25 protein-coding genes are annotated in these 21616 nt (G+C 29.9%); 19 read left to right on the top strand and 6 right to left on the bottom strand.

Annotated features, from left to right (window positions below; translation table 11 throughout):
* Positions 1–86 precede the first annotated feature (86 nt).
* The 4 genes from ACTPNM_RS08790 to ACTPNM_RS08775 are packed head-to-tail and all read right to left on the bottom strand — an operon-like array spanning position 87 to position 3060.
* Positions 87–425 carry a hypothetical protein gene (locus ACTPNM_RS08790; RefSeq protein WP_440121407.1) on the bottom strand — a complete coding sequence of 113 codons (339 nt, stop codon included), beginning with the start codon at positions 423–425 and terminating at the stop codon, positions 87–89.
* Between the two features lie 33 nt (positions 426–458).
* Positions 459–857, bottom strand: a complete 399-nt coding sequence (locus ACTPNM_RS08785; protein WP_099214563.1) for an acyl-CoA thioesterase — start codon at positions 855–857, stop codon at positions 459–461.
* Between the two features lie 5 nt (positions 858–862).
* Positions 863–1042, bottom strand: a complete 180-nt coding sequence (locus ACTPNM_RS08780) for a CPXCG motif-containing cysteine-rich protein (RefSeq protein WP_047790511.1) — start codon at positions 1040–1042, stop codon at positions 863–865.
* On the bottom strand, positions 1042–3060 hold the full coding sequence (locus tag ACTPNM_RS08775) for a VWA domain-containing protein (protein ID WP_440121406.1): 2019 nt from the start codon (positions 3058–3060) through the stop codon (positions 1042–1044). The genes ACTPNM_RS08780 and ACTPNM_RS08775 overlap by 1 nt, the downstream gene beginning before the upstream one ends.
* A 129-nt stretch (positions 3061–3189) precedes the next feature.
* On the opposite strand from ACTPNM_RS08775, the gene ACTPNM_RS08770 reads away from it, so the two are divergent.
* Complete coding sequence (locus tag ACTPNM_RS08770; protein ID WP_440121405.1) at positions 3190–3513, top strand: hypothetical protein; 324 nt, start codon at positions 3190–3192, stop codon at positions 3511–3513.
* Here ACTPNM_RS08770 and ACTPNM_RS08765 read toward each other — a convergent pair.
* Positions 3503–3916 (bottom strand): group III truncated hemoglobin, encoded by a 414-nt coding sequence (locus tag ACTPNM_RS08765; RefSeq protein ID WP_440121404.1) that lies wholly within the window; start codon positions 3914–3916, stop codon positions 3503–3505. The two genes, ACTPNM_RS08770 and ACTPNM_RS08765, sit on opposite strands and share 11 nt — an antisense overlap.
* Before the next feature lie 71 nt (positions 3917–3987).
* On the opposite strand from ACTPNM_RS08765, the gene ACTPNM_RS08760 reads away from it, so the two are divergent.
* The 18 genes from ACTPNM_RS08760 to ACTPNM_RS08675 all read left to right on the top strand — a co-directional run bounded on the left by ACTPNM_RS08760 (position 3988) and on the right by ACTPNM_RS08675 (position 20873).
* Positions 3988–4584, top strand: a complete 597-nt coding sequence (locus ACTPNM_RS08760) for a Crp/Fnr family transcriptional regulator (protein WP_440121403.1) — start codon at positions 3988–3990, stop codon at positions 4582–4584.
* A gap of 323 nt (positions 4585–4907) precedes the next feature.
* Positions 4908–5825, top strand: coding sequence for a hypothetical protein (locus ACTPNM_RS08755; protein WP_440121402.1), 918 nt, complete (start codon positions 4908–4910; stop codon positions 5823–5825).
* 163 nt (positions 5826–5988) lie between these two features.
* Positions 5989–6594 (top strand): SMI1/KNR4 family protein, encoded by a 606-nt coding sequence (locus tag ACTPNM_RS08750; protein WP_440121401.1) that lies wholly within the window; start codon positions 5989–5991, stop codon positions 6592–6594.
* A 162-nt stretch (positions 6595–6756) separates the two neighbouring features.
* Positions 6757–7029, top strand: coding sequence for a hypothetical protein (locus ACTPNM_RS08745; RefSeq protein WP_440121400.1), 273 nt, complete (start codon positions 6757–6759; stop codon positions 7027–7029).
* A gap of 24 nt (positions 7030–7053) precedes the next feature.
* On the top strand, positions 7054–7608 hold the full coding sequence (locus ACTPNM_RS08740; protein WP_237270764.1) for a hypothetical protein: 555 nt from the start codon (positions 7054–7056) through the stop codon (positions 7606–7608).
* Positions 7609–8054: 446 nt separating this feature from the next.
* Positions 8055–9716 carry a T9SS type A sorting domain-containing protein gene (locus tag ACTPNM_RS08735; RefSeq protein WP_440121399.1) on the top strand — a complete coding sequence of 554 codons (1662 nt, stop codon included), beginning with the start codon at positions 8055–8057 and terminating at the stop codon, positions 9714–9716.
* Positions 9717–9722: 6 nt separating this feature from the next.
* The gene (locus ACTPNM_RS08730) at positions 9723–12200 is read left to right on the top strand and encodes an AHH domain-containing protein (protein ID WP_440121398.1); all 2478 of its coding nucleotides are present in this window, start codon (positions 9723–9725) and stop codon (positions 12198–12200) included.
* Entirely contained in the window at positions 12201–12866 is a 666-nt protein-coding gene (locus ACTPNM_RS08725; RefSeq protein WP_124588369.1) for an imm11 family protein, read from the top strand.
* A 61-nt stretch (positions 12867–12927) separates the two neighbouring features.
* On the top strand, positions 12928–13302 hold the full coding sequence (locus ACTPNM_RS08720; protein ID WP_440121397.1) for a hypothetical protein: 375 nt from the start codon (positions 12928–12930) through the stop codon (positions 13300–13302).
* Entirely contained in the window at positions 13292–13555 is a 264-nt protein-coding gene (locus ACTPNM_RS08715) for a hypothetical protein (RefSeq protein WP_440121396.1), read from the top strand. Before ACTPNM_RS08720 ends, ACTPNM_RS08715 begins: the two co-directional genes overlap by 11 nt.
* Before the next feature lie 383 nt (positions 13556–13938).
* On the top strand, positions 13939–14601 hold the full coding sequence (locus ACTPNM_RS08710) for a hypothetical protein (protein WP_440121395.1): 663 nt from the start codon (positions 13939–13941) through the stop codon (positions 14599–14601).
* Positions 14602–14784: 183 nt separating this feature from the next.
* A complete protein-coding gene (locus ACTPNM_RS08705; RefSeq protein WP_440121394.1) occupies positions 14785–14976 on the top strand; it encodes a hypothetical protein in 192 nt (63 codons plus the stop codon).
* A complete protein-coding gene (locus tag ACTPNM_RS08700; RefSeq protein ID WP_440121393.1) occupies positions 14973–15329 on the top strand; it encodes a hypothetical protein in 357 nt (118 codons plus the stop codon). Before ACTPNM_RS08705 ends, ACTPNM_RS08700 begins: the two co-directional genes overlap by 4 nt.
* A 288-nt stretch (positions 15330–15617) precedes the next feature.
* A complete protein-coding gene (gene purB, locus ACTPNM_RS08695) occupies positions 15618–16961 on the top strand; it encodes an adenylosuccinate lyase (protein WP_440121392.1) in 1344 nt (447 codons plus the stop codon).
* Positions 16961–17377, top strand: a complete 417-nt coding sequence (locus ACTPNM_RS08690; RefSeq protein WP_440121391.1) for a hypothetical protein — start codon at positions 16961–16963, stop codon at positions 17375–17377. The genes purB and ACTPNM_RS08690 overlap by 1 nt, the downstream gene beginning before the upstream one ends.
* 3 nt (positions 17378–17380) lie before the next feature.
* Entirely contained in the window at positions 17381–18160 is a 780-nt protein-coding gene (locus ACTPNM_RS08685; protein WP_440121390.1) for a TerC family protein, read from the top strand.
* Between the two features lie 76 nt (positions 18161–18236).
* On the top strand, positions 18237–18560 hold the full coding sequence (locus ACTPNM_RS08680) for a hypothetical protein (protein ID WP_440121389.1): 324 nt from the start codon (positions 18237–18239) through the stop codon (positions 18558–18560).
* Positions 18561–18611: 51 nt separating this feature from the next.
* Positions 18612–20873, top strand: a complete 2262-nt coding sequence (locus tag ACTPNM_RS08675) for a TonB-dependent receptor (protein WP_440121388.1) — start codon at positions 18612–18614, stop codon at positions 20871–20873.
* 68 nt (positions 20874–20941) lie between these two features.
* Here ACTPNM_RS08675 and msrA read toward each other — a convergent pair whose 3' ends face one another.
* Positions 20942–21601, bottom strand: coding sequence for a peptide-methionine (S)-S-oxide reductase MsrA (gene msrA, locus ACTPNM_RS08670; protein ID WP_440121387.1), 660 nt, complete (start codon positions 21599–21601; stop codon positions 20942–20944).
* Between the last annotated feature and the right edge of the window lie 15 nt (positions 21602–21616).

Here is a 21616-nt window from a genome sequence, read left to right as displayed (position 1 = left end):
TACCGGTTATTATTAAATAATCGGTACAACAGTTTGTAGTTCTTGTTTATACAAAAGCTACTGCTGTTTTTAATAATAAAATAGAATTAAAACTTGGGTGGCTGGAAAATAGCCGATAAGTATGAGTTATAGTAGGTGTTTTGATAGAAATTAATCCTGTTTCTTATTTCAAAAAAGACAGGAATATCAAAACTATAATCAGTTGGAATAAAATCTGCTGTAACTGTAATTATGTTACAATGATGATGATGTTCTTTGTTTTTTTCTTCTTCAGTATCATGTTGATGATGCTCATCTTGATGCTCTTCATTTAACTCATCGTGATGTACTTCTGATTCAGCAACAAAAACCACAGCATCAGTATGTGCCTGTAAAGGAGGCACTATTAACAGTAAGGTTAATAATATGATGATGCTTTTTTTCACTAATCTAATTTAGAGTTACAAAATTATAAAATTTTATGAATCTTCATTATCTAATCTATCTTTAACATACTCAATTTTTGTTTTACCATGTGCAAAAGGTTTTCCTTCTTCGTCTAAACTCACCATGATAATTTTATCAATTGCAATAATTGTTTTTCGGGTTATTTTGTTACGAACCTCACAACTTAAGGTGATAGACGTTGTTCCAAACTTTACTACATCAATTCCTATTTCTACAATATCTCCTTGTTTTGCTGAACTAACAAAATTTATTTCAGACATAAACTTGGTTACTGTTTTAGGGATTTCTAACTGAATAATAGCGTATAACGCTACTTCTTCATCAATCCATTGTAATAATCGTCCTCCGAAAAGTGTTCCATTAGGATTTAAATCTTCTGGTTTTACCCATTTACGTGTGTGAAATCTCATCGTACTTATTGTTCTATATTTTTAGCTTCAAAAGCTACTAAATCGTTATTTACAAAGGTAAAAGTTATTTGTATAGGATTACAACATACCTCACAATCTTCTACATAGGTTTCAGATGTACTAGCATCCAACAACATGGAAATTTCTTCCCAACAATGCGGACATTGAAAAAAGTGTTCATACATCATATTTTACCATAATATTTTCTAACAAACCACTCTATTGATAACAAAACTATAATCAATAATAACAACCATTTCCAATCAACTAAGCTTTGTTTTTTGGTAATAGACTTTTGTGTGGTATAAAAAGATGCATCTTCTTGTATCTTTTTTAGTAAATCGTCAACTTTATCTGCATAAACTATAGCTCCGTCTGTTTTTAACGCTAGCTGTTCTAATTTCTTAAAATTGGCATTGGTAAACTGCTCTTCTATCTGATAATCTTCAATTTTAAACCTACCTGAGCTACTTATATTTTGATTTTTTACAGTTACGGTATATGAATATTCTCCTGAGTCTAACCCTTCAACAGCAACCTGATACGAGTTATTAAATAAAGAAAACGGAATACTTTTTTTAGCCTTTGTTTCTAAATTAGTTATTGTTAACTCTAAAGATGCTCTGCTATCAAATTGGTAGTTTTTATCAACATAAAAAGCGCTTATGGTTATAGGTTCATTGGCTGCATACAAACGTTGCGCCTTTACATCTAAACGTTTTCTCTTTTTAGTGGATGCTAAATACTGAACTAAGTTTCCTACAAACGTGTCAAAACTTTCAAAGTTTTTCTCTTTTAAATAACTGGCAGCTCTCCATTTCCAAATACCTTCACCAAATAGTACTGCATACTTTTTATCATTCTCTTCAAAAGTTGATAATAATGGTTGCGTGGTTTCTACCCCTGCATACTTCTGATACAACAAGCTTTGAGATTCTTTTTTAAGCTGTACTTCTCCAAACTTGTCTTTTAGTGGTGGAAATTGACCAAAACCTATATCCTCTTGATAAAAAGTTAAAAAGTCTGGATTGTAAATAGCAGTGTATTCCTCTTTTTGATTGATAACTCTTTTTTGAACTCCTAAACCTTGACTATTCAAAAAGTTCCAATCTGTTTTTGTACCTGAAACCAGTAAAAAGTTAGATTGTATTTTTTCTAAAGTTGATTTAAAGTAGCTATTAGGTTGATACAAAACAAAAAACTGATACGCATCTAAATTTATATTCTTATCCTGTATCAAAGCAATATCTACTTTACGTTGTTTATTGCTCTCTATCGCTTTTTTTAGTGCTCCTAAATCTGGATGTAAAAAAGAACTGAGTAATAAAACTTTGGTTTGCTCATCTAAAACTTCAACTGAAAAGCTTTTATAATTGTTCTTCGTGTTTTTTTCATTCGCTATACTACTTATCGACGCTGTATAATAGTGTACTCCTTTCGTATTAGACACTAAGTTAGCTGTAACAGTTTGCACAGGATTTTCTGGCGAGAAACGCACTCTTTTTGAGAAAACTCTGCTCCCGTTTTTTACGATTGAAAAAGTAGTATTCACCGTTTCTTTTCCCTCATAATACAACAATGCTTCAACTGGAAACTTGTTCTTTACATAGCTGTACTTATTCACATTTAACTGCGAAATTTGAATGTCTTGATACTTAATAGTATCCCCTATAACTACAGGGAATATTTTATGCTTTGTTGATGAAAACTCGTAATCATTTCCTTGGGTTTGATTTCCATCGGTTATTAAAATAGTAGCTGTATTTTTATCTTTATTCAACTCATTAATAGCTTCAATTGCTTTTGAAATATCTGTTTGTGCTTCTGCAAACGATAAGCTATCCAACACCTTAATATCATCCCCAAATGAAAAATACTGTACGTCAAATTTATCTTGAAGTTCTTCGTTGTTTTCTACTTTTGATATTACTTCTTGAACTTTTTTTTCTTCTTTAAAAAATTGAGTGGATAACGAATTGTCTGCCAATACAGATAATACAGGTTTTATGTTTTCTGTTTCAAGAGTTGTTATCTTAGGATTAATCAATAGCAACCCAATTAAAAAGAGACTTAGTGCCTTTAAGCTAAAAAGTAAGATATGTACTTTTGGAGTTTTATTTACCTTATATAAATATTGAAAAAAAGCAATGGCTACGCTTATTAATACGGCTAATACAATGTAAATTATAGTTATTGACTCCACTCAGCTTATTTTAGTATGTGAAGATAAAAATATCTAACAAATAAAAAGACCTTTTCTTCTTTTTCATTTATGACTTCAATCATAAAAAACTAGTTATCAGTTACATAATTTTACTAAAAACTAGTATGTATGGTAACTACTGAAAAAACAATTCAAAAAACAAATAGTATGGGAATTACGGCTTACATCAATAAAAAAATTGCTGAAGGTGAACGAAATAGCATTGGTGTATCTATTATATTAATTACCGTAGGCTCAATGATAGCCTCTATAACAGCTGCTTTAGCCGTAAATGGTGAGGTTAATTTATTTGCGCTAATTTTTGCTTGTGTAACCGCTATGGGAGCTAATGCTGCAGCCATAAGTCAACGTCCTTTTAAAATAATTGCATGGGCATTTATTATTAATATACTCGGTAATATTTCGCTGATTTTTTACCTACTTATGTCGTAGTTGTAGGCTTCGGCTTTGCTTCAAACATTCTAAAAAAGAGCATAGAGGCTATGTTTCGTGCTCTTTCTTTAGCTTCATGCGCTTTTGTTCCGTCAAAAAGTTCATCAACCGTTTCAAACCACAATTGTAGCCAGCGTCCAAAGTGCTCTTGGTAAATAGAATACTCAAAATCTCTATCTACATCTTTGTGTGCTTTCATTGGGTTTCCTTTAAACTTTCTAATAAAAAACAAATTGGTTTCCCAAAAATCGGTGAGTTTTTGTAAATGAGGTTCCCAAGTTTCTTCTGGTATTGTTTTTAAAAATATAGGGCCTATAAAATCATCCTTTCTAATTTTATCATTATAAAAGGTTGATACTAACTTATACACATCTTCCCTATTTTCTATGTCTCTTTTATCCATTTACAAATCGTTGTTGAAATACGCTACAAAAGTATATCTTTATGCTATTGCAATTTATGACTTAAATCATAATGATTCCAGAAGAACTCTTATTAAAATACCACGCTGAAACCAAAAGTTTTCAAAAAGACGAAATTATTTTCTCTGAAAAACAAACCGCACACTACTACTACCAAATAATAAGTGGTGCTGTAAAAATGAATAATTTTAATGATGATGGTAAAGAGTTTATTCAAGGTATTTTTTATAAAAACCAAAGTTTTGGTGAACCGCCTTTGTTTATAGATGTAAAATATCCTGCTAATGCGGTGGCTATTTCTGATAGTACAATTCTAGCTTTAGCTAAAAGTGATTTGTTTAAATTACTACAAGACAATCCTGAAATTCACCTAAAAATCACCCAAAGTTTAGCAAAACGTTTGTACTATAAAGCTATTATTGCTTCCGAAATATCGAGCCAAGAGCCTGCTCACAGAGTACTCCGCTTTATTGATTATTTAAAAGACGATGTATATAAAGTTGAAGGAAAGTACTCGTTTAAAGTAGCCTATACTCGACAACAAATAGCCGATATTTTAGGTTTGCGAGTAGAAACGGTTATTCGAGTAATAAAGTCCTTAGAAAAAAAGGGAGACGTAAAAATTAGCAAACGAAAGGTATATCGTTAAAGCTTTCCTAAAGAGACCACTCAATAAAGCCTGTTACAAAACATAAAAATTAATTGATTTATGGAATTCCGTAAGAATTTGTATATCTCTTGTAGTAAGTTCGCTATAATAGTATAACTAATTAACAAATACCAATAACTCGTTAATAACTTTACCTTTAGATAAAGTATCAGTTTTATTATATTTGAAAACGTATAAAAATTGCTAAACTTTACGATATCCCATATTATTCTCCGGATAAAACAACTAAAGTTTAACATATAATGAGTTGTGCGTAATGTCCGAAACCAAGCTAAAAAGAAAAATTACTCTTAATCATTTAAATGAAAAAAATATTCAAATTAAATCCTGAAAATACTTTAACACAGCAATGGCTGTTTTGGCTTATTAATGGAGCATTATTTCTATTTGCAACAGTCTTAATTGGAATTATTTTATACAAGAAAAATTATTCTCTCAATTGGAGCCCCGAAGGATTCAAATTTTTCCTGTCTGAATTTGCATTTCCAATCTCGTTTTTAGCCCTAGTTATTCCAGCAACTGCATTAATAGCTACAATGCACCGTTCTACTCAATTAAGTACTCAAATAAATCTGTTAATGAAACAGAATAATTTTGCTAATTATTACAAACATTATGAAATGTTCAAATCTTATTATGAAGAGCTTTGCAATGATAATGACATTCTTAATGAAAAAAAATGCGATAAGATTTACAGAAGATTATTCCCTAATTCAAAAAAAGGAGACTATTACGTTGATAAAACACTTCTTAAGACTATTAATAAACTTTCAAAGGAATATTTAGAAGTTTTAGAGAAATTAAATAATAATGAAAAAATAACTTATTTTGAATTCATACTTTTTTCATCAGATATAATTTTTAAAATAAGTGAAGTTTGGGGAGGCTATTGGTTATCACCAATGGATTTTGGAAATACTATTCTTAAAACAATACCCAATATTGACGAAAGCAAAGTGGAATCCATTACGATTAGAAATATGTCTGCAAAGTTTATAGAAGCTGACGAGGAGGAAATAATATTTAAAAAAACATTAAACTATTTTCAATTAATTGCAAAACTATTAGAGTTTGAAATTTCACTTGAAGATGATAATCTATCCAAAGAATTATATGCATTGATAAATAAAGAGCTAGTTATGGTTGAAAGAGATGGTGAAAAAAGAATTGCAAGTAGAAATATACGGTTTGTGACAGCAACGAAATTAGAAAAACTTTAAAAAAACACTACCCACAACAATGGCTATAAGTAATTGCTTGTTCTCGGATTTTCAATTTGCTGTGTATTTGCAAAGTTAACCGCTAACCTACGCAACTAATCTTATACAAACCCATTGTAATACATTAAAAAAACAGAAGTCAATAAAAAAATATTAACAAGAAATGAAAAAATACGGATGTTTAATATTAATCATGTTTCTATTTGGTTCTTGCGGATTGAAAAACAAAAAATCAAATCTTGAACAAATATCTACGACAGAAAGTCAAATGAAAAAATTGATAAAAATATTAAACACGGACTCTAAGCAACATCAAGAAATTGGAGCAAAGTTAACCGACCCTGAAATTCAAAAGGTAGAAAATGAACTTAGTTTAAAGCTTCCTCCTTCGTATAAATTATTTTTAAAGGATTTTGGCAATGGAGCTTATTCGCTTTATATGAATTCCATAGATGATATTAAACAAAAAAACTTTTTGAACACATATCGCAAAGATTTAGGCGCAACTATCGAATTATTGAATGAAAAAGAATACAAAGTTCATTCTCTTCTTTGTTTAATGACAGAGAATTCAAATGGTGGAGCTTGGGTCTGGTTGACATCCGAAAGTGATGAAAACGGTGAATGGCCTTTAGCTTATTACAGTTTGAACGATAAAAAACTTCATTACAAGGTTGAAAATTTTATAGAATGGTTAAGGTTACTCACCAAGGGAAAATATGAAGTGATTAGGGAGTTAGATGTGGAAAACAAATTAGGATTAGGCTAAAAAACAATGATAAAAACGTATTACAAAAATGACTATAAGTAACTGCTTGTCCTTACCTACTTCCTCTCGGGCTTTCTATTTGCGTTTTATTTGCTAAATTTAGTGCTTAAACACGCAACAAACCATATACAAATCCGTTAGGATTAATTAGAAACGAAAAAATTGACAAGAATATTTATATATATATCACTGCCTTTATTTTTAATTTCTTGCTCAACAAATGATAAAAAATTAGAAAAAGGTTGGTGGAAATATGGAGAAGGTTACTACATTGGTGATGTCTTAGATTTTAAAAGGCATAAACTGAGTAACGATACTATTTTCATAAATGATAAACCTATAGCTTTATTAACTAAATATGAAAATTTTATCAGTAAAAGAATAGTTATTAAATCTTTAGAATCTGATGAAACTGGAACTTATCATAATAAATAAAATCTAAGCATGTGTAGATATGGAATGACAACATATAAACCTCATTATGCTTGTTTTAAGTGTAGAAAAACATTTAAAAGGAAATTAGAAAAAGATATTTATGGTGGATTTAATAACTCTAAAGAACAGAATCCTGCTAAATGTCCTGAATGTGGTGAACTAATGGCTAATATGGGACTAGATTTTGAGTCGCCTAAGAAAAAAGACATAAAATCTTGGGAACACATTGCAACTCTATATGAAGTAGGAATTACATTCCATTCATGTGGTTGTAGTGGACCTGGGTATATACCATCAAATTCTGATGAATTGATTAGTCACTTTTCTAAAATAAAAGCTGATTATATTGAACACCAAAACTTTTGGTCTAGACGAAAGTCTGACCCAGAAAATCAAAACGAAATAGCTAGGGATATAGATCATAATTGGGAGTATCTAAGTCAAATACCTCCAGAAATGAAAACTGGTTCTAAAAAGAAACCCCAATTTAATGCTAAAGAAGCGCAAAAATATTGGAATCAAAAAGTATTAGAAATTCAATCAAAAATTGATAAAATAACTAATGCTAACAATATATAAGAAAATATAGAGCTTCATGGGTAATTAAAAGGTCTGTATTTATTTGCAAATCCGCCAAATATAAAATTTGGGGTTTATGAGAAAAAAGATAAAAGCAAAATATTTATATTTAGCTTATCACCTGCCCTACGTTTCTTATACTGAACGTTAGCTACAATTCTTTTATACAATTCTCTACACACTTTATTGAATACTCACGGCATGGGTCGCTGATACTACGGCACACTCCGTTAACATCACGGCATGGGTTGCTGATACCACGGCATGCTCCGTTGACACCACAGCACGGGTCACTGATATCACGGCATGGGGCTTCTATAATTAGATCTTAAAATAAATCTGTAATACTATTTTATTTTTTGGGTAGGGTAAATTATTATCTACTTGTTTCATTAGCGAAAAAATTGTTCTCTTTAAAAAAATTGTAACCCAAAAATTAAACAAATATGAAAACAAAATTCAACTATTTATTAGTTGTTCTTTGCTTTGCATGTATTCATGTACAAGCACAAGAACAAAAAAATGAAGACCACAGAAAAAAGCTAAAAGAAGCTCTCAAAGATGTAGGTTCTGATGGAAAAGTGAAAGACTTTGCTAAAGTCTTAAAATACTATGAATTATATAAAGAACAAAGACTTAGAAAAACTCAAGAAACACCCCTCCCTTCTAATAGCGTAGTTTTTACTGATTCAAGTAAAGAAGAAGCTATAAATACTAAACCTAATGTTACTAATGCCATTGATAATAGTCTCTTAAATTGTGACCATAACATTCAAAAAACTTTAAATCTCTTAAAAACTAATAATTATAAAGACGTTATAAAAGAAGCTACAGAATATATTATGCCATGTGTAAGAGAAGGTAATGCAGAAGCTCAATTATACATGGGGAGATTATATGCTTTACAAGAAACTGAAGAAAGTTATAAAAAAGCTTTTAAGTTACTTAAAAAGTCAGCCGAACAAAATAATGTACTAGCCATGACTGATTTAGGAGTTTTGTTTAAATATGGTAGAGGCTGTAAACTAAACTATAACAAGGCTAGAAAATGGTTTAAAAAAGCAGCTGAGCTAGGAGATGACAAAGCTTCATATAGCTTAGGATATTTATATTTAAAAGGTTATGGTAATATTGACCAAGACTATTCAAAAGCTATAAAATGGTTTAAAAAAAGTAATCACCCAATGGCTAAGTATTGGTTAGGTGTATGTTATAAGAATGGATATGGAATAGAAAAAAATATTCATAAAGCCAGTGAATTGCTAGGTGTAGAGTTTTCTGATATAAAAGCTACTACAACTTCTGAAGTAACAAAAACAAATAAAGAAAATCATTTTGATGAAATATTCAATAAAGAACAAATAGGTTCTTACATACAAGAAGAAAAACTTACTGAGAGTAAATTGATAGGAAAATGGACAGGACAATTGTTACAATTAGACTGGTCAGAAACAGATATAATTAATAAGATTAAGTTCTCTTTAGAAATACAAAAGGAAGAAGATTCAGGTAACTTATATTCCACTATCACAATAGGAGAAAAAACAATAAAAGATGAAATTATTAGACTAGATAATACTATTTATTTTAATAATACGGAATGTACTTTACCACATATTACTTTTAAAGAAGAAATTCCATCATCATTAACTTATCAATTATTATCAAGTAATTTAACTATTAAAAGTTTTGATAATAACTTTCACTTAATTGGTAATGTAGAAAATTACATAAACAAATGGAAAGAGTCAGGTACACCGCTACGTTTTGTCTTAAAAAAAGAAGAAAACTTTGAAAATAGTGAAGAAGAATTGTCAGAAGATATATTAAAAGCCTTGTCTGAACAAGAAAACAACTTTATTCAATTATATCCTAATCCAGTTCAAAACGATTTAATCATAGCGTATGAACTAGCTCAACCAGCTACAGTTAAAGTTCAAATTAATGATACATACGGTAATTTAATATCTGTTATAAAGACTAGTAAAACTCAGGAAAAAGGGAAATATAGATACTTTTTTGATGCTTCAAACCTACAAATAGGAGTATATGTTGTTTCTGTATTTGTTAATAATGAAAGAAAAACAAGAATTACCATAAAAAAATAGCCTAAAATGAAAAAGATTATACTACAATTAGCATTCATATTTTTTGCTTTTTATACAACCGCGATTTTTGCTCAAGTTAGAGAAATTGAAAGAGCAAGAGTACCTATTAAAATAGAAGAGGGTGATGAATATTTAGGAAGAAAACCAATAATAGGGTACCCAACAGCAGGAAAAGGTGGTGTTACTAATTGCCATTGCGAATTTGAAGATATTAGCTTTAACTTCGGACATAACTTTGGAACAGCTATCGATAATTATTTTCTAGTAGAAAGAGTAAGGAAAAAGAAAATTGAAAGATGGTACAGAAGACAAAATGATTTAATAAAAAAACATTTAGAATCTAGGTTTAATAAATCCTTTTCTAGCTTCAACGATGCTAGAAACCACCTTTTTAAAACTGTAGAAAACAAAAGCTACTCTCCTGCTTATAAAAAATTAACTGATAAATATGGTGGAAGGGTAAAAGCTAGCAAAGCAAAAACAAAAAAAAACATAAGTAATTTTAAACTTCTTAAACTTAGAGAGAATGAAATTAAAAATGGAAAAATAAATACTTCAGCTTATCCAAATCTTATCGTTAATGGAAAAAAACTTACAAGCTATAAATCTTTAAACTCTATAAAAAGTTCATGGAACACTGAATATAATACTTTTTCAAAAAATCACATTGGATTACAATCAAACGTTGGTATTACTCAAAGTCCTTACTATAAAAAAACTACTGCTGAGAACTATATATTAAACCAGTATGTAAAATATTATAATAAATATAACCCTTGGGATAGATTAAATTTAATGATTTTTCTAGTTAATGTAGAGAATGACAATATTCGTTTAAATCCTCCTCATGGTTTTCCTTCACAATTTTCAAAATATCAAGATATAAGTATAGGAAATTTAGCTCCATTAGAAGCTCAAGTTTTAAGAACAAAAAAAAAGGTACATTCTGTTTTTGATAGAAATTATTGGAAAGTAATATTAAAAAAGAAATACGGCTTTAATTATAGCAGTGCTACCGAACGATATGAAAAAGCTGCTTGTAATGATTCTAGAAGAATTCATGCTCAAGAAAAAGAAAAGGTATTATCTACTTTAATGAATAGTACCCCTATTAATGCAACTTTTTATGTAGATAAACTAGTTTCAAAATTAAATATAACAAATGTAAATGAACTAGAATGGCTAAATAACAATACACTTAAGGCTAATAAAATTGAAAGGTTTTTGGAAGCTGAACGAATTCGATTCTTACAAAACTTACCAAACATTTATCAAAGTTCTTTAGAAATTGAAAAATCTAGAATTAAGAATGGAGGTATGGTTCAAGAAATGATTAAAAAAGTAAAACCAGACTATTATACAAAAAAATGGTTATATGACAATGAAAGTTTTGCTACATCGCTTGTAAAAGAATGGCAATCATTAAATAAGCCTTTAGATTTAAAGGCTTATAACTATGTTAAAGGACAGGCTGAACTTGAAAAAGGAATAACAGGGATACCTTGGAAAGCTAGTACAGGAATGATTGAAAACAATTCTAATTTAAAATTCACACATGTATATCATGACTTTGGTAAAAAAATTTCTTACTATAAATTAACTGATGGCTCTATAATAGCTTCCTCTAGTTATGAAAAAGTATTAACCAGTGCAGGTGACTTAATAGATAAAGACAGAAGTAATATAGGAGGCTGTCAAAATTGCAGATTTTATTACATAAAACTTTCAGAAAATGATGTATGGGCTGAAATGCTTTTTAACCCTAATAATTTAGGTGATGAGCTTAAAACGTTATTTGCTCTTGCAGGAAAAGATCTAGGAAAAAATTTAGGGCGTTATGTATTACCTGTAGAGGATATTAAAATACTAATTGATGGAAAAGATTTCGATGGACAACAAGTAGCTCGTTGGAAAGCAGCAGGAGGAATTCTTCTTACTGTAGTACCTGGTGGTAAAATTGTAGGTACTGGGGCAAAAGTGTTAAGACCCGTTTTAAAAATAGCTGATGATGTTGCTGAGTGGGTAATTGTAGTAGCAAAAGCCAATGGAAAAACTACAAAATTAACTTTTAAAGTTGTTCGAGGAGTAGTTACCTTTGGTAGTAGAAGCAATCTGGCAAAGATTATTGGTACTAAAGCAGGAGAAGAGGCTCATCATATTATACCTTGGGCAGATAAAATTATAAACAACCCTATAATTCAAAAAGCAGCCAGAGCTGGATTTCATATGAATGCCAAAATTAATGGTATTGCATTAAAAAAGTATAGTAAACTAATTGGTGAAGGATTACACGGAAATCATCCTGCTTATAATACATTTGTAGATAAAAAATTAAAAGCCTTCATTGATAGTACTAGTGATTTGACCCCTGAAATAGCTAATGATTTTTTAGAAAATAAATTGATACCAGAACTATTAAATAAAATTGGAAAAGCTAAAAAATCTGGGTTAAATTTAAACGATTATTTTAAAACATTACTCTAGATGAAATATTATAAAATAGATTGGGATTATGATAACTTAGACGTTATAGGAAATTACCCGCAAGTAACTTTAAAAAAGGGATACAACCCTAGTTTACCAAGTGGTTATTGGCAAGTAAAACCTCATGAGTTTCCAAACTTTGTTCCGAGTCTAGAATTGGAATTACATAAGAAAGCTAAACCGACTGATTATCTAGAACAATATGTAAACTTTGGTATGATAGTTAGTACTAGACTCAAAAGTTCTTTAGAAAAATTCGATTTACCTTCACATGCCTTTTACCCTATAAAAGTATACCATAAAGAAGAGTTATTAGAGTATTATTGGTTTCATTATATAGTTGATGATTTTTGGAGTTGGATAAATAAGAGTGAGTCTAAAGCAATTATTTATGATGACAAAGACGAATATAGTGTTGTTTCAGAAGTAGATTTGAGCCTTACATCTGATGAAATTCAAAAAATCAAAAAGTCATTATCTTGGCATCAACACATGCAATGGGAAAAAATAGTTTTAAATTCTAATTATCCTAAGTATGATGTCTTAAAAATATCAAATATTGAATATTTTGGAGCATTGATAAGCGAACGTTTATTAAATGCTTTGCAAGAAGCAGGTATGACAGGTTTTAGAGTTAGACTATTTGATAAAATTATTTGTGAATAACAGTTTTATAGAAATGTTAAAAAGAGTTGCCTTCTGGCAGCTCTTTTTAACCTTAACTTAGATGAAGTATTATACTATAAACTGGGATTATGATAATATAGATGTTATAGGGGATTATCCCCAAGTAACTTTAAGAAAAGGGTTTAATCCAGGACCTCCTCATGGTTTTTGGGAAGTACAACATTATGAATTCCCAAAGTTTATCCCAGAATTAGAGCTAGATTTGAATCAAAAAGCAAAACCAACAAATTATCTGGAAGACTATACCTCTTTTGGAATGATTATAAACGAAAATTTTAAAGAAATTTTAAAACAGTTTAACTTACCAAAATATGCTTTTTACCCCATAAAAGTATATCATAAAGGAGAGTTATTAGATTATTATTGGTTTCATTATATAGCTGATATTTGGGAGTATATTAATATTGAAGTTTGAAATTGATAAGGTAATTCCTATGCCCTCTAAATTAAGTGAGTTTAAAGTTATTAAAAAATCGTTACCAAGGCAAAAGGAATTGATGATTCATAGGATAGTTTTTAAAGATAACTTCCCTAAATATGATGTTTTTAATTTATCCCAATTAGTATACCCTCCTAATTTAATCAGCGAACGTTTATTAAATACTTTGCAGGAAGCAGGTATGACAGGTTTCGTAACAATTCCTTTTGATAAAATAGTTTGTGAATAATTCTAAAAAGGGGTTGTTGATTTTGGGACATATCAAAGTAAAAAGTTTAGAAAAGTTTTAGGTATTGCTGATGATCTTACCAAACAAGCTCTATGTGTTCTTTCAAGAAATTTAAGAACACATAGAGCAATACAAAAAGCGGCTAAAAGTAAAACAAGTCCGTTTCATATTGATGAGTTTTTAAATGGCATACCAGTTGATAAATGGCGAAATCAACCAAATCATCATCTATATGATAGAAGAATAAGAGAGTTATTGGATGCAATACCTAGTGGGTTAAGCCCTGAAGATACATTTAGTAGATTAGAATTGATTATTAAAAACGTTAAAGAAGTAATTAAGAATAATCCCAATACTCATTTGAATGATTTAATTTTTTAAAGATGAAATATTATAGAATATCTGACTCCGTAGATTTGAACGTTATAGGAAAGTATCCTCAAATAGAAGATGTAAAATGTGATTGCGATCCTATAGAAGCCCCCTTATTTATTGATAATATAGGATATAAAAAAATAAATTTCACTCCTAAAACACCTATAGGTATTTTAAATAAAGGAGCTAAATTAACAGACGTTTTAACATCACCTTCAATAGGGTATACAAAAAAAATAATAGTAAGTGATGAGTTTAAAAATGTTTTATGTCAATTTGGAGATGAAAATTTTCAATTTTTTAAATCTGAAATAGAAATAACAAAAAATAAAAAAGTATATTATTGGATATTAAACCCAACAAATTTTAATTATAATGATATAGATTTTAAAAATTCTGAATTTTTTCTTATAAGAGACTTATTCATAAAAGAAGAAAAACTAAATATTAATTCACTAGAGGATTTTTTGACTGAAAAAAATAGAATTGAAAAATTAGGGTTTTTGTACCAATTTCATATTGAAAAATTATTTATAGAACCAAAGTCTAAAAGAGATTTTATAATAGTAGATAATGTTAAAGGAGGTATAGGTTATTATGTGTCTGAAAACATAAAAAAAGAAATAACTAAAAGAAATTTAACTGGACTGGAATTCATCGAATTAAATTGATACCAATTTTGACAGGGAAAGGTATAATATTTCAGATTATGCCTATTTAGAGGAATTAGAAGGTATTTTAAAATAAATATTTTCATTTATGAAGACTTTAAAGAATTTATAAAAACTGTATAAATAGAAGAAATAAATAGCCTATGTAAAAGTAGGCTATTCAAATTAGGAAGAGAAAAACAAATGGATTTATTTAATAATCAGATTGGAAGAGATAGAAAAAATTGGCTTTTTGATGGCTATTCATCATTAACAAAGAGTATTTTAGATGCTCTAAAAACAGGTCAATTAAGGTATTTATCAAATTTAAAAGGAGGGGCAGCCAGTGGGAGAGCTACAAACTTATCAAAATTAACACCAATAAATAAATTATGAAAAGAACAACAATAATTATTTTTGCTTTCATTCTTCAATCTTGTTTTAATTACTCTGGAAACAGTTTAAGTTTTATTGTTAAAAATAAATCAAACTCTAAATTAGATAGTATAACTGTAGGTATTTCTAAAGAAAATCAAACCTATATAAGAAATTTAGCCATAGGTCAAAAAGTAAACAAAGAAATTATTTTTAATAATGTTAAAGGAGATGGGGACTACTTTTTAGAAATTTATCATAAAGATAAAATAATACAATCTAAAAGGTTTGGTTATTTCACTAATGGAAAACCCTTAAATAGTTCATTTGAAATAAGTATTTTTAAAGATACCACATTAATAACTCCTCATTAAAGCATTGAGTTTTTTTGATTATAAAAAGACAAACATAAAGTACGTTTCTGATTAAATAAGAAACTAAGATAAAAATCATTTATTAATTACTAACCTTTTCGTTTTCTTCTGCGAAAGCGGAAAGGTTTTTCTAAAAATATTTTGAGTTCGATTATCACAAACAAAATTCTATACACTTATTTGTCCCTAAATAAGATTGCTTTTATTTAGTACTAAAATTCCTGTAGTTTATCTCTAAAAAAAGGGAAGTATTTTCTATTTTTGTGCCTTTCAACACAACAACAAAACATGAACTTAACAGAATTAAACGCCATCTCTCCTATTGATGGTAGATACCGTAACAAAGTAGCAAGCTTAGCGAACTATTTTTCAGAAGAAGCTTTAATAAAATATCGTGTAAAGGTAGAAATTGAATATTTCATTTCTTTATGTGAAATTCCATTACCTCAATTAGCCGATTTCAACAAAGAGTTATACGCTGATTTACGTAAGATCTATGAAGATTTTTCTGCTGAAGATGCGCAAAAAATCAAAGAAATTGAAAGCGTTACCAATCACGATGTAAAAGCTGTTGAGTACTTTATTAAAGAGAAGTTTGACGCTTTAAGCTTACAGAAATATAAAGAATTTATCCACTTCGGATTAACGTCTCAAGATATTAACAACACTGCTATTCCATTATCTATTAAAGATGCTATCGAAGAAGTATATTATCCTACTTTAGATACCTTAGTTTGCAAATTAGCTGATTTATCTGAAGAATGGGAAAACGTACCAATGTTAGCAAGAACTCACGGGCAACCAGCCTCTCCTACCCGTTTAGGAAAAGAGTTTTTTGTATTTGTAGAACGTATTAACAATCAAGTTATTCACATACAACATACACCACACGCTGCGAAATTTGGTGGAGCTACAGGTAATTACAATGCACACAAAGTAGCGTATCCAGATATCGACTGGAAAAACTTCGGTACTCATTTCGTTGAAGAAGTGTTAGGTTTACACCACTCCTTCCCTACTACGCAGATTGAGCACTACGACCACATGGCAGCTTTATACGACGGATTAAAACGTGTAAATACGATTTTAATTGATTTAGATCGCGATGTTTGGACGTATGTTTCTAACGACTACTTTAAACAAAAAATTAAAAAAGGTGAAGTTGGTTCATCTGCAATGCCACATAAAGTAAATCCTATTGATTTTGAAAACTCTGAAGGAAACTTAGGTATAGCAAATGCTATTTTTGAGCATTTATCTGCTAAGTTACCAGTTTCAAGATTACAACGTGATTTAACTGATAGTACGGTATTACGTAACGTTGGAGTTCCTTTTGGACATACGTTAATTGGTTTTGCTTCTACCTTAAAAGGATTGAACAAGTTATTATTAAACGAAGCTAAATTTGCTGAAGATTTAGAAAATAACTGGGCAGTAGTTGCTGAGGCTATTCAAACAATTTTACGTCGTGAAGCGTATCCTAATCCATACGAAGCATTAAAAGGATTAACGCGTACCAACGAAAAAATAAACAAAGATTCTATCGCTAATTTTATTGATACTTTAGAGGTTTCTGAGGCGATTAAGAATGAATTAAAACAAATTACACCATCTAATTACACAGGTATATAATGAGATATTTACTTACTTTTTTAGTTTTATTTTTAGCTATTTCGTGCACTCCAGAAAGAAATGGAGATCCTACACGTTTTGTTCACGGAACGTTTGAAATTCCTGCTGGTGATAACTACGGAAAAACAACAATTGTAAGAAAAGATAGCTTACAAATAGAAGAATATACTAAAAAAGTAAGTATTTCAACTGACAGTTTAGTTACTGAAAAAGAAATAAAACATATAGATACACTCTACATCAAATGGAAAAATAACTTCGCATATACCTTGCGAATGAAAAATCCGAAAACTGATTTAGATAAAGATCCTATATTTGTTCAAATAACTAAAGTAACTGACAGTTCTTATAGTTTTACCGCAAAAATTGGCTATTCTAACTTTAAGCAAAAAGGAACTGTATATAAAGTAAAATAAACTATGGAAATTTTCTTACAACCTGATACGTGGGGTGCACTTGTAACCTTAACGTTTTTAGAAATTGTATTAGGTATTGACAACATTATTTTTATTTCAATAGCTGCAAATAAGCTACCTGAAAATCAACAAAAAAAAGCGACTAATATTGGGCTATTCTTAGCCATGATACTTCGTATTGCTTTACTTTTTGGTATTTCATTGCTTATTGCTATGAATTCTCCTTTTTTTAATATCGATTTATCTTGGTTTAATGCAGGAGTTACCGGTCAAGCATTAATTTTATTTGCTGGTGGTATATTCCTTTTATATAAGAGTACTAAAGAAATTCACCATAAAGTAGAAGGACATCTTGAAGACGAAACTGACGGTAAACCTAAAAAAGGCTATACATTAACACAAGCTATTATACAAATTACGTTAATTAACATCGTTTTCTCTTTTGATTCTATTTTAACGGCCGTAGGAATGACCAATGGTATTGAAGGAGCTATGATAATTATGATTACCTCTGTAGTATTATCTATGGTTATTATGATGTTATTTGCAAACCCTGTAGGGAAGTTTGTTAGTAAGCACCCAACTATTCAAATGTTAGGCTTGTCTTTCTTAATCTTAATTGGATTTATGTTGATTGCTGAAGGTGCTCACTTATCGCACGCTACTCTTTTTGGAGAAGAAATAGGTAGTATACCTAAAGCCTATTTATACTTTGCTATTACTTTTTCTTTAGTAGTAGAAATGTTAAACATGAAAATGCGAGGGAACTCAAAAAAGCATTAAGAAATATTAAAACTATAAAAAAATAAAACCTAATAGTAAATTTCTATTAGGTTTTATTTTTTTACTTTTGTCTACCGTGATTAAGCTCAAAAAACATATTGCGCTATTAAGTATCTTAATTCTACTATTACCTACAGTAGTTTTAACTATACACTTATTTGAAAACCATGAGCATACTGTTTGTACATCTACTAGCGAGCATCACTTTCATGCGGAAGAACTAGATTGTTCTTTAGCACATTATCATTTAAACACATTTACGTATCAAACAGCTGAGAACTTTTCAGTTGTACCACAACACTTTTACAAATTAGATTACGAGACGCAACCTCAGTTAATCTCTTATGTATATACTGATAAAAAATCTTCAAGAGCACCACCATATTTTACTGTATCATAACATTGTTATAAAAACTAACAAAACACATCGTTAACAGTAAAATTCATTTTAATGAAGAAATTAATAAACTTCCTATTATTTATAGGAGTATCTGCTATATATGCACAAAACAGTTTATCAGGAAAAATTACAGACACTGATAATCAACCACTTTTAGGAGTAGAAGTATACTCTGAACAATTACATAAAGGAACCGTAACCAATGAAAATGGTACCTATAACATACAAAACATTCCTAACGGAAAAGTAACCTTTAACTTTACATTCTTAGGCTTTAAAACTGTTTCAAAAGAGTTTGATTTTAATAATGAGAACATCTCTTTTGACCTTAACTTAGAAGAGTCTATTTTTAAAATAGATGAAGTAATCATCTCAACTCCTTTTAATAAATTACAATCAGAAAATGTAATGAAAGTTGAACGTCTTTCTGCTAGAGCTCTTCAAAAAACAGGAGCTACAACATTGGCTGAAGGAATTACAAACATTGCAGGGGTATCTCAAGTTTCTACAGGAACATCTATCGGTAAACCTGTTATTAGAGGTTTAAGCGGAAACAGAGTTTTAGTATACACACAAGGTATACGACTAGAAAACCAACAATTTGGTGGAGAACACGGTTTGGGTATTAACGATGCTGGTGTTGCTGGTGTAGAAGTTATTAAAGGTCCTGCTTCTCTTTTATACGGTTCTGATGCTTTAGGTGGTGTTTTATATATTCAACCAGAAAAATTTGCCCCAGAGAATACTACTAAACTTAATGTGAATCAGCGTTACTTTAGTAATACTTTAGGTACTAATACTTCGGTTGGCTTAACATCTTCTTTAAAAAACTGGCAATTCTTAGCTAGAGGAACCTATGCGCAACACGCAGATTACAAAACACCTGATTATAGAGTAACCAATACACGTTTTAAGGAAAAAGATTTAAAATTAGGTGTAGGATTTCATGAGAAAAACTTTTCTTCTGAGTTACGCTATAACTTCAACAATTCTAAGTTAGGACTAACAGAAGGGATTGGAGAACAAACGAAAGAAACACATTTTGAAACTCCTTATCAGGATATTGACAATCATATTATAAGTTTACACAATCATATTTTCTTTAAAAACTCAAAATTAGACATCGATTTAGGGTATACTATTAATAACCGTAAAGAGTTTGAAGAACATGAGGAGCATGAAGAAGAAGAAACTGAAGAAGAACACGAAGAGCATGAAGAAGGTGAAGCTGCTTTAGATATGAAGTTAAAAACGTTTAGTTATAACACTAAATATCACCTTCCTAAGTTTGGTAAATTTGAAGTTTTAATAGGTGCTCAAGGTTTACACCAAACCAATACTAACTTTGGTGAAGAATTATTAATTCCTAATGCTACTGTAAACGATTTTGGTGTATTTACTACAGCCAACTTTGAAGTAAATGATAATACTTCTTTTCAAGCGGGTATTCGTTATGATAACAGAGCTATAACTACAGAAAGACACGAAGTAGCTCATGAAGATGAAATACATATTTTTGAAGCTATAGATAAATCTTTTAACAGTTTTACAGCCTCTTTTGGTGCAAAAACCAAACTTTTTAATGCTCTTACAACTCGTTTAAATATTGCTAGCGGATTTAGAGCTCCAAACCTTGCTGAATTAACTTCTAACGGAGTACATCACGGTACAAATCGTTTTGAAGTTGGTAACAACAACCTAGTTAACGAGAAGAATTTACAATTTGATCTTTCTTTAGATTATAACACTGAACACTTTGAGTTATTTGCCAATGGTTTTTATAATAAATTAAACGATTACATCTACTTATCTCCTACTGGTGAAATTGAAGATGATGCTCCTGTGTATTCTTACTCTCAAGAAGATGCAAAATTGTATGGAGGTGAGTTTGGTTTCCACCTACACCCTCACCCTCTTGATTGGCTACATTTAGAAAGTAGTTTTGAAACGGTAATTGGTAAACAAGATAATGGAAACTATTTACCACTAATTCCAGCAAATACCTTAAAAAACACACTAAGAACTGAGTTTTCTAATGAAAAATGGTTACCAAACGGATATGCTTCTGTAAGCTTACATTCATTTTTTAAGCAAGATAATGTTAGTGAGTTTGAAACAGCAACACCTGCTTATAACTTAGTAAACTTGGGTATTGGAGGTGATATTATCATTAGTAAATACACTTTTACTACATCTTTAACCATAAATAATCTTCTTGATAAGAAGTACATAAATCACTTATCTAGATTAAAGCCTGATAATATTTTTAACCCTGGTAGAAATATTGTTTTAGGAATAAACTTTACCTTATAAATAAATAACTCCCCAGTAACGCTGTTGCTGGGGAGCTTTTTATATAAACAAACTTTAACTTAATAAAGTTACCCGTCTTTTCTTTTTTTAAGCAATTCCGGAAACTTGCGTTTAAACCGATTTAATCGAGGAATTGATACTTTTTGCACATATGGATTCTCTGGGTGCAAACGTTCATAGTTTTGATGATACTCTTCCGCAGGATAAAACTTCTCCATCTTTTTAACCTCCGTAACTATTTTCCCTTGATAAACATCTTCATTTAATCTTTTAATAGTACTTTCTATGAGCTGCTTTTCTTCTTGTGTTTTATAAAACGCTATTGACCTATATTGTGAACCATAATCTGGATGTTGTCCGTTTTTAGTAGTTGGATTATGCGAACCAAAAAATACAGTAACTAATGTTTGAAAACTAACTTTTTTCGGGTTGTAATATACTGCTACTGATTCTGCATGTCCTGTACGACCTGTTCCAATTGTTTTATAGGTTGGATTTTTAGTGTGCCCTCCTGCATATCCTGATACTGCTTCCTCTACTCCATTCACACTTTCAAAAATTGCTTCTACACACCAAAAACAACCACTTGCAAAGTAAGCTACTTTTGTTTCTGAGGTTGTTTGTACTGATACCTCTTTTAGTTTTTCTTCCTTTTTTTGTGAGAAACTTAATAACGTTACCGCTAAAACAACAGCCGTAAATACTGTTACTCCCTTGAATATCTTCATATAATTAGTATTATT

The organism is Tenacibaculum sp. Ill, assembly GCF_051938915.1.
In the GTDB taxonomy this organism is placed as follows: domain Bacteria; phylum Bacteroidota; class Bacteroidia; order Flavobacteriales; family Flavobacteriaceae; genus Polaribacter; species Polaribacter larymnensis.
This window is presented reverse-complemented; position numbering and strand designations above follow the sequence as displayed.

Coding starts and splice junctions, on each gene's coding strand:
- ACTPNM_RS08785 (WP_099214563.1), bottom strand. CDS start 857: ATGAGATTTCACACACGTAAATGGGTAAAACCAGAAGATTTAAATCCT.
- ACTPNM_RS08780 (WP_047790511.1), bottom strand. CDS start 1,042: ATGTATGAACACTTTTTTCAATGTCCGCATTGTTGGGAAGAAATTTCC.
- ACTPNM_RS08770 (WP_440121405.1), top strand. CDS start 3,190: ATGGTAACTACTGAAAAAACAATTCAAAAAACAAATAGTATGGGAATT.
- ACTPNM_RS08765 (WP_440121404.1), bottom strand. CDS start 3,916: ATGGATAAAAGAGACATAGAAAATAGGGAAGATGTGTATAAGTTAGTA.
- ACTPNM_RS08760 (WP_440121403.1), top strand. CDS start 3,988: ATGATTCCAGAAGAACTCTTATTAAAATACCACGCTGAAACCAAAAGT.
- ACTPNM_RS08755 (WP_440121402.1), top strand. CDS start 4,908: ATGAAAAAAATATTCAAATTAAATCCTGAAAATACTTTAACACAGCAA.
- ACTPNM_RS08750 (WP_440121401.1), top strand. CDS start 5,989: ATGAAAAAATACGGATGTTTAATATTAATCATGTTTCTATTTGGTTCT.
- ACTPNM_RS08740 (WP_237270764.1), top strand. CDS start 7,054: ATGACAACATATAAACCTCATTATGCTTGTTTTAAGTGTAGAAAAACA.
- ACTPNM_RS08735 (WP_440121399.1), top strand. CDS start 8,055: ATGAAAACAAAATTCAACTATTTATTAGTTGTTCTTTGCTTTGCATGT.
- ACTPNM_RS08730 (WP_440121398.1), top strand. CDS start 9,723: ATGAAAAAGATTATACTACAATTAGCATTCATATTTTTTGCTTTTTAT.
- ACTPNM_RS08725 (WP_124588369.1), top strand. CDS start 12,201: ATGAAATATTATAAAATAGATTGGGATTATGATAACTTAGACGTTATA.
- ACTPNM_RS08720 (WP_440121397.1), top strand. CDS start 12,928: ATGAAGTATTATACTATAAACTGGGATTATGATAATATAGATGTTATA.
- ACTPNM_RS08710 (WP_440121395.1), top strand. CDS start 13,939: ATGAAATATTATAGAATATCTGACTCCGTAGATTTGAACGTTATAGGA.
- ACTPNM_RS08705 (WP_440121394.1), top strand. CDS start 14,785: ATGGATTTATTTAATAATCAGATTGGAAGAGATAGAAAAAATTGGCTT.
- ACTPNM_RS08700 (WP_440121393.1), top strand. CDS start 14,973: ATGAAAAGAACAACAATAATTATTTTTGCTTTCATTCTTCAATCTTGT.
- purB (WP_440121392.1), top strand. CDS start 15,618: ATGAACTTAACAGAATTAAACGCCATCTCTCCTATTGATGGTAGATAC.
- ACTPNM_RS08690 (WP_440121391.1), top strand. CDS start 16,961: ATGAGATATTTACTTACTTTTTTAGTTTTATTTTTAGCTATTTCGTGC.
- ACTPNM_RS08685 (WP_440121390.1), top strand. CDS start 17,381: ATGGAAATTTTCTTACAACCTGATACGTGGGGTGCACTTGTAACCTTA.
- ACTPNM_RS08675 (WP_440121388.1), top strand. CDS start 18,612: ATGAAGAAATTAATAAACTTCCTATTATTTATAGGAGTATCTGCTATA.
- msrA (WP_440121387.1), bottom strand. CDS start 21,601: ATGAAGATATTCAAGGGAGTAACAGTATTTACGGCTGTTGTTTTAGCG.